Genomic DNA, 11,850 nt, shown 5'->3' with positions numbered 1-11,850 from the left:
CCGCGAGGTGCGAGACGCGAACGAGCGCAGCGAGTGAGGGTCTCGGTACAGCGAACGGCGACCGAAGGGAGCCGTGAGCTACGGGACGCGAAGTGACCGAGCGAAGCGAGCGGCGAGTGTCCCGGAGAGGCCAGCGGTAGCGAGCGAACGAGAACCTCGTCGGGACGAGCGGGGAGTGAAACGACCCGCGAACTGCGTGGTTCTCACTCGTTCCCTTCGGTCACTCACTCGAACCACGGTCTGACGACGGCGAGCGTAGGGATAGCGAACCGTCCCCGGTACTACTCGTCGGGTTTCGGCACGTAGACGAGCGGGTTGTGTCGCCACGCCGGATAGCGGTGCTCGTCGCCGACGACCGACCAGACGCTCTGCGGTCGGCGGCCGAGCGTCGCTTCGATGCGGTCGTACGACAGCAGGTTCTCGCCCTCGACGAGCAATCGGAACCGCTCGGCGTAGCGGTCGGGGTCGAACGGCGAGTCCCCGCCGAGGTGCTCCTCGGGAGCCTCAGCGACGCTCCGGAACCGCGCCCGAGCGAGCCGGTTGTGGTAGGTGAAGACGAGCACCCCGCCGGGTTCGACCGCGTCGTAGAGGTTCCCGAGCGCACGCTCGACGTCGGCGACGTAGACGAGCGTGTAGAACGCGGAGACGACGGCGAACTGCCGGTCGGGGTCGAACTCGGGGAGGACGGCCCGCTCGAACGTGAGGCTCTCGTGCCCCTCGCAGTCGGCTCGCTCGCGATTCGATTCGAGGACCGGTGTCGCCGCGTCGTAGCCGACGACCGTCGACTCGGGGTATCGGGCTGCGACGTCGAACACCGTCGCACCGGCCCCACAGCCGACGTCGGCGTACGAGTCGGGGCCGCCTCGCTCGGCCAGGAATTCGGAGAACGGGTCGACGAGTAGCTGTGCGCTCGGGCTCGCGGCCTCCCTGTCGGCCTCGTCGGGGTCGGTCCAGTACTGGTCCCAGTCGATGGTGTCGGAGTACGCCGTCGTGGCGTCGGTGTCGTCTGTCATGGTAGCGTAGTCACTGCTCGGCTGGCGGTTCGTGTCCGCGTCGCGTCGGCCGGGAGACGGCGTCGTTCCCGGTGTCGGAGATAGCAGTCGCTGACGGCTTAGTTTTGTCGGCAAAATTTACTTTTCCCCTTACTGACTACTTCGCACGTCGGCGACTTATCTGTTTCCCCGAAGCGTCGCCGTCCGTGGGTCGTTCTTCGACAGTGGGCGAGTCCGAGAGAGTTCGGCGGGCGTGTGGTGTGCGAACTTATTTGCCACCCGGCCGGGTGGTGAGGCCATGAGCGAGGACGCGGTCCTACTCGACGTCGAGGACGAGGTAGCGACACTCACGCTGAATCGGCCGGACATGCGTAACGCCATCACTCACGAGGTGTCCAACGAACTGCTCGACCGGCTGGAAGAGGTCGAGCAGTCCGACGCCCGTGCGCTCGTCCTCACGGGGTCGGGCGGGAGTTTCTCGGCGGGGGGCGACATCAACGCGATGTCCGAACGGATGGCGGGGCAGGTGTCGCTCGCCGAGTCCGTCCGCCACATCCACCAGGACACGAGCCGCGCCATCGAGCGCGTCGCGAAGTTCCACCTGCCGACCGTCGCGAAGATCGACGGCGTGGCGTTCGGCGCGGGCGCGAACCTCGCGCTGGCGTGTGACATACAGCTCGCCAGCGCCGAGGCGCGGATGAGCTTCGGGTTCCGGCAGGTCGGCCTCGCCGTCGACACCGGGACGTCGTACTTCCTCCCGCGCATCGTCGGGCTGAACAAGGCCAAGGAACTCGTGTTCACGGGCGAGTTGCTCGACGCCGAAGACGCCCACGACCTCGGCCTGTTCAACCACGTCTACGCCGACGACTTCGAGGGGCAGGTCGCGGAGTTCGTCGAGCAGATCGCCCAGGGGCCGACCGTGGCGCTGGAGACGTCGAAGCGCGCGCTCAACCAGGGCCTCGAACAGTCGCTCGACCAGGCGATGACCCGCGAGGCGGCCCACCAGGCCGCCGTCTTCGAGACCCACGACCACGAGGAGGGCGCGGAGGCGTTCATGGGCAAGCGCGACCCCGACTTCCAGGGCGAGTAGCGGAGACGAGGAAGCCGGACGAGCAGTCGCCGACGCCCCGACCGAACGGGCGGTCGTGTACGGAGGGCTCACAACCCCATCCCCGCTTTTCACGGTCGGCCGCGAATCGCGGACGATGAGCCAGCAGCACGCCGCCGACCGACTCACCGTCTACTCGGACTACGTCTGTCCGTTCTGCTACCTGGGTCGGCAGTCCCTCGACCAGTATCAGGACGAACGCGACGATACCCTGAAGATCGACTGGCAGCCGTTCGACCTGCGCTCACAGAAGCGCCGTCCGGACGGTACCATCGACTTCTCGGTCGACGACGGCAAGGACGACGACTACTACGAGCAGGCGAAGCAGAACGTCCGGCGACTCGCCGAGGAGTACGACGTGGAGATGGACCTCGACATCGCAACGGACATCGACTCGCTCCCCGCGCAGGTCGTCTCGTACCACCTCAAGGACACCCACGACTACGAGACGTGGCTGGCGTTCGACGAGGCGGTGTTCGCCGCACTCTGGACCGATGGGCGGGATATCGGCGACCACGACCTGCTCGTCGAACTCGCGGCCGATGCGGGCGTCGACGAGAGCGAGGTTCGCTCGGCGCTGGACGACGAGGCACTTCGACAGGAGGTCCACGAGCAGTTCACCGAAGCACAGCGACACGGTGTCACGGGCGTGCCGACGTTCGCCTACGACGGCTACGCCGCCCGCGGTGCGGTACCGCCGGAGCAGTTGCGACGACTGGTCGAAGGCGAGTAGATAGCTCCGTCTGGCGGCCGTGTGGGCGTCAGGTGTGCATTGGCGTCTCGCCGTTCAGTGGTCCCAGGAGCACGTCGTACACCTGGAGCCTGAACGGTCGGACGGGCGTGTCTATTCGCTCGACCGCCGTGGTGCCGTAGTCCTCGAACGTCGTCGTCCGGACGACGCTGCGGCCGTCCTCCCGGACGAGGACCGTCTCGATAGCGACGAGGCGACCCGTGGAACGGTCGATGGTCACCGTCCTGTTTCCGGGGTAGTCGTACGCCTCCCCGGTTCTGGACGCTGGACTCGAATACCGGACGGTGACGGTGTCGGCGGTAGTGTCGACGACTCGTGCCGGTGCGTCCGTCACCGCGGTGATACCGTACACGCTGCTGGGCCGTGGGACGCCCTCGTTCGGCCGCATCTCGCTCGGGGCTGGGTTCGTTCCGTTCCCGTCCCAGTACCAGATGGCGTCCTCGGTGACGAGGGTCGAGGAGGACCCGAAGACGCCGCTCGTGACGATGCGCACGACGTCCCGTTCCAGGTCGTGTTCGAAGACGAACGTGACGGGTCGCTCCCTGTCTCGGCTGCCGTTCGGACCGTACGAGACGGTCGTGGCCGTGGCGGTGTACGAGTGACTCCGCGTTCGCGCCTGTGCCTGTGCGACCTGTTCTGCGGCGGGTGCGTCGACTCCCGCGTAGGCGGGCCCGTCGCCGACGGTCGGCGACGTGGGGTCGGTGTACTGGACGACGCCCACCGCAGTACAGGCGAGCACGAGGACCGCCACGACTGCACCGAGTTCTCGGAGGCTGGCTACGGTGTCGACGCGTCGACGCAACCCACCGGCACTGGACCCGCGTGGGAGGGAGAGTACCGGTCGAGGCGCGACCAGCGCACCGAGGACCGCGCCGAGCGGCGCGACGACCAGTCCGACGAGCACCGTCACGACGGTGAGGAGGAGTAGAGCCATCAGGCTCTCGACGAGCGTCCCCGTGAACGCGCTCCCGGCGAGCATCGGGACGGCGAGCACCGGTCCGGCGACCAGCGCGCTCGTGAGGACGGCTAGCGCACCGACGACCGCACCGCGTCACCACGAGGGGGCGGTGTCGATGGTGCAGACCCAGACGACGGTGCCACAGAGCGCGGCGACGAGGCCACCGACGAGGTAGCCGTACACGTCGGGGTAGTTGTAGAGGACGCTCGGTGGGTGCCCGTAGCTCGCACCGAGCAGTCCGAACCCGACGGGGAGGGTGAACTGACGGGGACGCATCGTATCGGCTTACACGAACACTCTTTTCAACGTATCGGTGGGACGGGAATAGAAACCCGATTCCCACGCTCCGGCGCTATCCACCGAGGTCGTACCGTCGCACCTCGTCGAACGCCGGGAACCGCTCGCCGAGGTCCACGCAGACCAGAGACAGGGAGTCGACGGTGACCGGCCCAACGTCGAGCGACCGGTCCCGTTCGAGGGCGTCGACGAGGTCCGACACCGCCTCGTCGCGGAACTGCGCGAGCGCCGCGTGCGGGACGAACCGACGGTCCCGATCGTGGACGGGGACGGCGTCGAGCGCACAGACCCGGTCGTTGAGCGCTGCGAACCGACCGCAGTCGTCGACCTCAGCGTAGACGACGGTCGGGAACAGGTTGAGTCGGGGAAATCGGACCTCGAACGGGTCTCCCCCCGACAGGGCAGCGCCGATGTCGGCGGCGAGCGCGTCCACCTCGTCGGTTGCGAACTCGCCGGGTCCGTTCGGGTCGTCGGTCAGGAACCCCACTGGGGTGACGGTGACGTGCAGATACCGTGACGGAGCGACGGCGAGACAGTCGAACGCCGAGAGCCGGTCGAGCGTCGACTCGAACCGCTCGCTGCCGTCGGCGGGCAGGTCGAACGACAGGACGAGGTGACCGTCGTCGCGCCGTTCGGCCACGTCGGCGTCGGTCGTCGGTTCGACCGGGAGCGAACGACGCCGTTCCCAGAACTCGGCCGGGTCAGTGGCGAGGTCTGTCATCGGTCGACCAGTCCCTTCATACACCGTTCCCTACTCGCGCAATCTTCATACTCGTTGATGACAGCTATCAACTATCATGCGACGCGACCCAGAGCGAACCCTGCAACTCGACCGAAGCGAGCGAGCGTTCCGGTACTATCGCAACGCCGTCGAGCGACACTGGGACCCGGCGACCATCGACCTCACGAACGACGCGGACGGCCTCGTCGCGATGGCGCGAGAGGACGAGGAGTACTTCGACCAGTTCCGCGCGGCGGTGGCGAAGTTCGGTGCGGGCGAGCAGGCGGTGACCGAGGACCTCGCGCCGCTGGCCGTCGTGCTCGACGACCCAGAGTCGGAGATGTTCGTGACGACCCAGCTGTACGAGGAGGCCAAGCACACCGACTTCTTCGACCGGTACTGGCGCGAGGTGGTTCACGGCGTCGAGGACGAACTCGGCCTCGACCGCTCTTCGCCGACGGAGAACCGCTGGTTCAACGACGAGTACGACGAACTGTTCGACCGCAACGACGCGGCCATGCAGCGCCTGCTCACCGACGACACGCCCGAGAACCGAGCGAAGGCGTTCTGCCACTACCACCTGACCGTGGAGGGCATCCTCGCCCAGACGGGCTACTACGGCCTCCAGCGCGCGTACGGTCCGGAGAACGAGACCCTCCCGCACCTCCCCGGACTCGTCGAGGGGCTGGACTACATCCGTCGCGACGAGGGCCGCCACGTCGGGTTCGGGATGGCGATGCTGAAGGGACTCGTCGCCGACGGCGTCGACCCGCAACTGCTCCACGAGACGGTCGGCGAGCTGCTGCCGCTGGTCGACAGCATCACGACCGACGGCGCGGAGGACGACGGCGACGCGCCGGGAGCCAGCCCCGACGAACTCCGGTCGTACGCCTCCGGGAAGCACACCCAGCGGATGAAACAGATAACCGTCGCCTCGGAGTCCATCCCGAGCGTCGACCAGTTGACGAGTCTGGAGGGCGACTGAGCGGGCGGACGGACGTCCTCGGGACCGTGGCACGAGGGGTTCCGCGGTGAAAGGCTACTTGTCGCCGCCACCCCATGTGTCTCTATGGCATCCCAGTTCCGCCTGAGCGCAGAACAGGAGGCGATTCGCGACGCGGTCCGCGAGTTCGGCGAGAACGAGATTCAACCCGTCGCGCGCGAACACGACGAGAGCGGCGAGTACCCCGAGGAACTCCGCAAGGAGGCGGCGAAGTACGACCTCGTCGCACCGGGCATCCCCGAGGAGTACGGCGGGGCGGGGATGGACCTGCTCGAATCCTGCGTCGTCACGGAGGAGCTGTGGCGCGCGGACCCCGGCATCGGGTCGGCGGTCGGGTCGGCCGGCTTCGGCTCCTCGATGATCCGCAGGTTCGGCGACGAGTGGATGAAAGAGGAGTGGCTGCCCGCCATCGCGGCCGGCGACGCCGTCTCCTGTTCGTGCATCTCGGAACCCGCCCACGGCTCGAACGTCGCGGGCATCGAGACGACCGCCGAGAAGGACGGCGACGAGTACGTCATCGACGGCAACAAGATGTGGATCACCAACGGCACCGTCGCCGACGTCGGCGTCGTGATGGCGAAGACGAGCCCCGACGAGGGTCGGAAGGGCATCTCGGCCATCCTCGTTCCGACCGACGCTGACGGGTTCAAGCCGACGAAGATAGACAACAAACTCGGTATCCGGGCGTCGGACCTCGCCGAAATCGTCCTCGACGACGTGCGCGTCCCGCAGGAGAACCTCATCGGCGAGGAGGACCGCGGCTTCTACCAGCTGATGAACTTCTTCGCGGGCGGTCGGGCGAGCGTCGCCTCGCAGGCCGTCGGGGCCGCGCAGGGAGCGCTCGACGCCGCCGTCGACTACGCCGGCGAGCGCGAGCAGTTCGACCAGAAGATCGGCGAGTTCCAGGCCATCCGCCACAAACTCGCGGACATGGCGACGACCGTGGAGGCCGCCCGCTCGATGACCTACCGCGCGGCGGGGTACGCCGAGGCGGGCGACCGCGACCTGGCGATGAAGTACGCCAGCATGGCGAAGCTGTTCGCCTCCGAGAACGCCGTCGAGGTCGCGGACGACGCGCTACAGGTGTTCGGCGGGGCGGGCTACGTCACCGACCACCCGGCCGAGCGCTACTACCGCGACGCTCGTATCACGAAGATCTACGAGGGGACGAGCGAGATTCAGAAGAACATCATCGCCGACCGCATCCTCTGACCGTGAGCGAGACCGCCCCGGACCACGAGACCTGGAGCGACGCGCAGTCGGAGACCACAGTCACCGTCGACGGTCACGAGGTGACGATGGCGTACCGCGACAGCGCCGACGTCGACGACGCGTCGGCCGGCGCGGGCGACGACGCCGTCGTCTTCCTCCACGGCATCCCGACGTGGTCGTTCCTCTGGCGACGCGTCGTGCCACCGCTCGAATCCTCGGTGCGTGCGGTCGTCCCCGACCTCGTCGGCTACGGCAACAGTGCCCGTCACGACGGGTTCGACCGGTCGATACGCGCACAGGAGCAGGCGGTCCTCGACCTGCTCGACGGCCTCGACCTGGAGACGGTGACGGTCGTCGCCCACGACATCGGCGGCGGCGTCGCACTCCGACTCGCCGCACACCACCCCGACCGGGTCGACCGCCTGGTGCTCTCGAACGCGGTCTGTTACGACTCGTGGCCCGTGGAGTTCGTCTCGGACCTCGGACTGCCCTCGACCGCGTCGATGGACCGGGAGGAACTGGCGTCGACGCTCGACGGTGCGTTCGCCGGCGGCACCGTCGACGAGGCCGACCCGTCGTTCGTCGAGGGGATGAAAGCGCCGTGGCTGGCCGAGGGCGGCGCGCAGGCCCTCGCCCGTGCTGCGGTCGCGACGAACACCAACCACACGACGGAGATAGACTACGACGCCATCACCGCGGACGTGCGCTGTCTGTGGGGTACCGACGACGCCATGCAGCCGCTGTCGTACGGTGAACGTCTCGCCGAGGACACCGGCGGCGACGTCGTCGAACTCGACGACGCCTACCACTGGGTGGTCGAGGACCGTCCCGACGCCTACCGCGAAGCGCTCGAAACGTTCATTATGAACTGACGGCTCGTTCCGAACGGTTGTCTACTGTTCCGGAGAGCGATGCTCTGTTCGTAACGCTGACCGAAACACAAAGGTGGGATGCGCGACCAGTCCGGTGTATGAGCCATCCAGAAGACGCACCGGAGTGGGAGTTCAAGGAACGGGACACGTACATCCTGAAGGAGCTCTCCGGCGACCCGCAGCTCTCCTCGCGCGAACTCGCGCGCATCCTGGAGTCCGACTACGACATCGACGTGAGCCACGTCACCGTCAGCGAGTCCATCCGCGGGATGCGCGAGGCGGGCGTGTTCCGAGAGGCCATCGTCCCCCACGAGGAGTACTTCATCTTCGGGATGTTCGAGTTCAAACTCAACCCCGAACACTTCGCCGACACGTACCGCGAGGCCATCGAGACCATCCGCGACTCGCCGAACACGCTGTTCATGTTCGTCTCCGACGGCGAGTACCAGTGGAAGTCCATCATGATGTTCCCCGACCGGTTCTCGGAGTCGAAGTGGATCCACGACTTCTACAAGGAGCACGGAAACTCGGTCCACAACATCCGGAACAGCGTGGTCCACAACCTGCTGAAGTTCCGGACGGACCCCGAGATGTTCGAGACGCTCCGGAAGGAACGAGAGGAGTAACCCCGCCGCGCCGCCCGACCACGTTCTTCTGACGACGACGTCCACCTCGACCGTCGAGTGACCCAGCACGCTACCGCTCGTCAGTCGGGCTTTTGGGGCTTCGCGTCGAACCGTCGGCTATGGAACCAGTCTCTCGCGGCCCGGACAACAGGACCCGATTCTGGACCGTCGCCAAGATGGCCGGTCTGGGGTTCCTCGGAATCATCGTGGGCCTGCTGACCGCAGTGGTGCTCGTCCTCCTGCTCTCGCTGGCAGGCGTCAGCGTCGCGGACCGACCGTTCCTGAACATCGTCATCTCGCTCGTCGCCATCCAGGGCGTCGGCCTCTCTATCGTCGGTCTCGCCTACCTCACGTTCACGGGCCGGGGCCTGTCGTTCCTCCGCGCTCGCGTCCCCTCGTTGCGGGACATCGCCTGGGTCGTCGGTGGCGTCGTCGCCATCTTCGTCCTGCTGTTCGTCGTCGGCATCGCCATCACCGTCATCAACCAGATGACCGGCGTCGAACCGGCACAAAACAGCGTCACGGAACTCGCGAGTCAGGACCCGTCGGTCCTCCTGTTGCTGATTCCGGCGGCGTTCCTCGTCATCGGTCCCGCCGAGGAACTGCTGTTCCGGGGCATCGTCCAGGGTCGCCTCCGGGAGGTGTTCGGCCCGGTCGGTGCCATCGCCACCGCCAGCGTCATCTTCGGCCTCGGCCACGCGACGGCGCTCACCGGCGGGAGCGGCGGCCTCGCGGCGTTCGCCATCCCGCTGGCCGCGCTCTCGTTGCTCTCCGTCGTCTTCGGCGTCGCCTACGAACGCACGGAGAACCTCGTCGTGCCGATACTCATCCACGGCGCGTACGACGCGGTGCTGTTCGGCCTCATCTACGTCGTCCTCACGGCGGGCGGCGACCTCGGCGCTGCGGCGAACAACTCCTCGACGCTGCTCGCGGCGCTCGGCTGACCCTTTCGCGCCCGTGTGAGGCACCCGCCAAGCAGCACCTGACTTTATCGGCGTCCCACCCCTCCGTTCGTCCATGGTATCCGTCATCGTCGTCGGGGGCGGCCCCGCCGGTCTGAGCGCCGCGCTGTTCACCGCGAAGAACGGACTGGAGACGCGCGTCTTCGACACGGACAAGACGTGGATGCACAAGGCCCACCTGTTCAACTACCTCGGCGTCGGCTCCGTCGGCGGGAGCGAGTTCATGGCGACCGCCCGCCAGCAGGTCGACGACTTCGGGGCCGAACGTCACCAGGACGAGGAGGTGACCGGCGTGGAGGAGAGCGACGACGGCTTCACCGTCACCACCGCCGACGGCGAGTACGACGCGGAGTACGTCGTCCTCGCGACGGGCGCGAACCGCGACCTCGCGGAGGAACTCGGTTGCGAGACGACCGACGACGGCGTCGTCGACGTCGACGTGACGATGGAGACGAGCGTCGAGGACTGCTACGCGACCGGCGGGATGGTCCGCGCCGAGGAGTGGCAGGCGGTCATCTCCGCGGGCGACGGGGCGGCCGCCGCGCTCAACGTCCTGACGAAGGAGAAGGGCGACCACTACCACGACTTCGACACGCCCGACACCGCAGACGCACTGTTCGGCGACCTCCGGGACGACGCCGCCTGAGGAGTCGAACTGCTTATCAGGGACAACTCCCGCCGAGTCGTACGGTCCTCGAATCGGTTCTCGGTCCGTCTCTCGGCTTCCTCGTCGGGTTCGTCGTCGTGCTGGGCGCGGCGTACGCAGGCACCCTCCGCGCACTGGAGGTGTACTACGACCCGCGAGAGGACAGCACCTTCCTCTCGGACGACCACGACCCATCGAGGAGGCGCTGACGCGCTCCCCTTCGAGTCCGACGACTGGCCCCAGGGAGGCGGGAAGCAGGTGGCTTTTTCAGGCGATACGGCCACGCGACGGTATGAACGTCCCCGACGAGTGGACGACCGGGACGGTCCACACCAACGGCGTCGACCTCCAGTACTACCGGACCGGCGAGGGACCGCCGCTGGTGATGGCACACGGCTTCTACGACAACGGTCGGTGCTGGGCACCGCTGATGGCCGACCTCGCGGACGACTACGATGTCGTGACCTACGACGCCCGGGGGCACGGCCAGTCGGACGCGCCGGAGACCGGCTACGGTATCGACGACCGGGTCGCGGACCTCGTCGGACTGCTCGACGCCCTCGCCTTCGACGACCCGGTGCTCGCGGGTCACTCGATGGGCGGTGCGACGGTCGCGTGGGCGGCCGCCGACTACCCGGACCTCCCGCGAGCGCTGGTGCTCGAAGACCCGGCGGGCATGTACGGCGCGCCGGAGATGGGTCCCGACGACCGCGCCGCGTTCGTCGAGGAGGCGCTGGCCGACCGCGACGAGCGCACCGTCGAAGAGGAGATAGCGCGCGAGTACGCCGACGTCGACCCCGAGTGGGCGCGACGGTACGCCGTCGCCGACACCGAGTGCTCGCCGGCCATCGCGGAGATCGCCCGAGAGGGCTACCCCGAACCGCTGGAAGACCGGTTCGGCGACGTCGAGTGCCCGACGCTGCTGCTGAAGTCGGACGGCGACGTGGGGCGACGCGTCGAGGACGTCGAGGCCGCTGCGCGACTGCCGAACGGGCGACTCGTCCACGTGGCGGGTGCTGGCCACTACGTGTTCCAGACCGAGTACGACGCCGCGATGACCGAACTGGCGGCGTTCCTGGAGTGGCTGGAGGCCGACGACACGGGTCCCCGGCTCTCCGGGTCCACGCCTCAGACCACGAGCGACCGCAACTGACAGGAGAGCACGACCTCGTCGTCCTGGTTCACGACCTCCGCCTCGTACGTCAGGACGCCGTTGCCCTCGGGGTGGTCTTTCGGCTCCTTCTCGGCGAGTTCCAGTTCGACGTGGACGGTGTCGCCGACGAAGGTCGGCGCGCGGAACCGGAGTCGGTCGACGCCGTAGAACGCGACGACGGCCTCCCGTTCCTCGGGGGTCCGGGACTGCCAGAGCAGGCCCGTCATCACCGAGAACACGAGCGCGCCGTGGGCGATGCGCTCGCCGAACCCGGAGTCGGCCATCCGCTCCTCGTCCGTGTGGAGGTGGTTGAAGTCGCCGCTGACGCCCGCGAAGTTGACCACGTCCGCGCCGGTGATGGTCCGGCCCTGCGTCGTCGTCACCTCGCCCTCCGTGGCGCGTGCGAAGACCCTCTCCGTCGGGTCCTCGCTCTCCTCTCTGACTCCGTCCTCGCTCTCCTCTCTGACTCCGTCCTCGCTCTCCTCTCTGACTCCGTCCTCGCTCTCCTCTCTGACTCCGTCCTCGCTCTCCTCTCTGACTCCGTCCTCG

At 67.7% G+C, this 11,850-nt stretch carries 14 protein-coding genes; 9 read left to right on the top strand and 5 right to left on the bottom strand.

Going from position 1 to position 11,850, the window contains the following annotated elements; translation table 11 throughout:
• Window positions 1–281: 281 nt before the first annotated feature.
• Complete coding sequence (locus MX571_RS15850) at window positions 282–1,013, bottom strand: class I SAM-dependent methyltransferase (protein ID WP_247418556.1); 732 nt, start codon at window positions 1,011–1,013, stop codon at window positions 282–284.
• Between the two features lie 277 nt (window positions 1,014–1,290).
• Between MX571_RS15850 and MX571_RS15845 the strand changes: the two genes are divergently transcribed.
• Together MX571_RS15845 and MX571_RS15840 are read left to right on the top strand one after the other, a co-directional pair.
• Complete coding sequence (locus MX571_RS15845; RefSeq protein ID WP_247418555.1) at window positions 1,291–2,082, top strand: enoyl-CoA hydratase/isomerase family protein; 792 nt, start codon at window positions 1,291–1,293, stop codon at window positions 2,080–2,082.
• A 115-nt stretch (window positions 2,083–2,197) separates the two neighbouring features.
• Window positions 2,198–2,833 carry a DsbA family oxidoreductase gene (locus tag MX571_RS15840; protein ID WP_247418554.1) on the top strand — a complete coding sequence of 212 codons (636 nt, stop codon included), beginning with the start codon at window positions 2,198–2,200 and terminating at the stop codon, window positions 2,831–2,833.
• A gap of 28 nt (window positions 2,834–2,861) precedes the next feature.
• On the opposite strand, the gene MX571_RS15835 is transcribed toward MX571_RS15840, so the two are convergent.
• From MX571_RS15835 to MX571_RS15825, 3 genes are all read right to left on the bottom strand, one after another.
• Window positions 2,862–3,845 carry a hypothetical protein gene (locus MX571_RS15835; protein WP_247418553.1) on the bottom strand — a complete coding sequence of 328 codons (984 nt, stop codon included), beginning with the start codon at window positions 3,843–3,845 and terminating at the stop codon, window positions 2,862–2,864.
• A gap of 57 nt (window positions 3,846–3,902) precedes the next feature.
• Window positions 3,903–4,085, bottom strand: a complete 183-nt coding sequence (locus MX571_RS15830) for a hypothetical protein (RefSeq protein ID WP_247418551.1) — start codon at window positions 4,083–4,085, stop codon at window positions 3,903–3,905.
• 76 nt (window positions 4,086–4,161) lie between these two features.
• Window positions 4,162–4,827: a 2'-5' RNA ligase family protein gene (locus tag MX571_RS15825; protein WP_247418549.1), complete on the bottom strand. Its 666-nt coding sequence runs from the start codon at window positions 4,825–4,827 to the stop codon at window positions 4,162–4,164.
• A gap of 76 nt (window positions 4,828–4,903) precedes the next feature.
• Between MX571_RS15825 and MX571_RS15820 the strand changes: the two genes are divergently transcribed.
• The 7 genes from MX571_RS15820 (at window position 4,904) to MX571_RS15790 (ending at window position 11,301) form a co-directional block, all read left to right on the top strand.
• Window positions 4,904–5,812 (top strand): ribonucleotide-diphosphate reductase subunit beta, encoded by a 909-nt coding sequence (locus MX571_RS15820; RefSeq protein ID WP_247418547.1) that lies wholly within the window; start codon window positions 4,904–4,906, stop codon window positions 5,810–5,812.
• Between the two features lie 84 nt (window positions 5,813–5,896).
• Window positions 5,897–7,042: an acyl-CoA dehydrogenase family protein gene (locus MX571_RS15815; protein WP_247418544.1), complete on the top strand. Its 1,146-nt coding sequence runs from the start codon at window positions 5,897–5,899 to the stop codon at window positions 7,040–7,042.
• A 2-nt stretch (window positions 7,043–7,044) separates the two neighbouring features.
• The gene (locus tag MX571_RS15810) at window positions 7,045–7,914 is read left to right on the top strand and encodes an alpha/beta fold hydrolase (RefSeq protein ID WP_247418543.1); all 870 of its coding nucleotides are present in this window, start codon (window positions 7,045–7,047) and stop codon (window positions 7,912–7,914) included.
• Window positions 7,915–8,012: 98 nt separating this feature from the next.
• Window positions 8,013–8,540 carry an Lrp/AsnC family transcriptional regulator gene (locus MX571_RS15805; protein ID WP_247418542.1) on the top strand — a complete coding sequence of 176 codons (528 nt, stop codon included), beginning with the start codon at window positions 8,013–8,015 and terminating at the stop codon, window positions 8,538–8,540.
• Between the two features lie 119 nt (window positions 8,541–8,659).
• Window positions 8,660–9,484: a CPBP family intramembrane glutamic endopeptidase gene (locus tag MX571_RS15800; RefSeq protein WP_247418541.1), complete on the top strand. Its 825-nt coding sequence runs from the start codon at window positions 8,660–8,662 to the stop codon at window positions 9,482–9,484.
• Window positions 9,485–9,557: 73 nt separating this feature from the next.
• Window positions 9,558–10,148 (top strand): NAD(P)/FAD-dependent oxidoreductase, encoded by a 591-nt coding sequence (locus MX571_RS15795; protein WP_247418539.1) that lies wholly within the window; start codon window positions 9,558–9,560, stop codon window positions 10,146–10,148.
• 292 nt (window positions 10,149–10,440) lie between these two features.
• Complete coding sequence (locus MX571_RS15790; RefSeq protein ID WP_247418537.1) at window positions 10,441–11,301, top strand: alpha/beta fold hydrolase; 861 nt, start codon at window positions 10,441–10,443, stop codon at window positions 11,299–11,301.
• Here the strand turns inward: MX571_RS15790 and MX571_RS15785 are convergent.
• A complete protein-coding gene (locus MX571_RS15785; RefSeq protein ID WP_247420196.1) occupies window positions 11,277–11,684 on the bottom strand; it encodes a MaoC/PaaZ C-terminal domain-containing protein in 408 nt (135 codons plus the stop codon). The genes MX571_RS15790 and MX571_RS15785 overlap by 25 nt on opposite strands.
• Window positions 11,685–11,850: the final 166 nt, after the last annotated feature.

Origin of the sequence: Halomarina salina, from assembly GCF_023074835.1 — an archaeon.
Lineage (GTDB): Archaea > Halobacteriota > Halobacteria > Halobacteriales > Haloarculaceae > Halomarina > Halomarina salina.
This window is presented reverse-complemented; position numbering and strand designations above follow the sequence as displayed.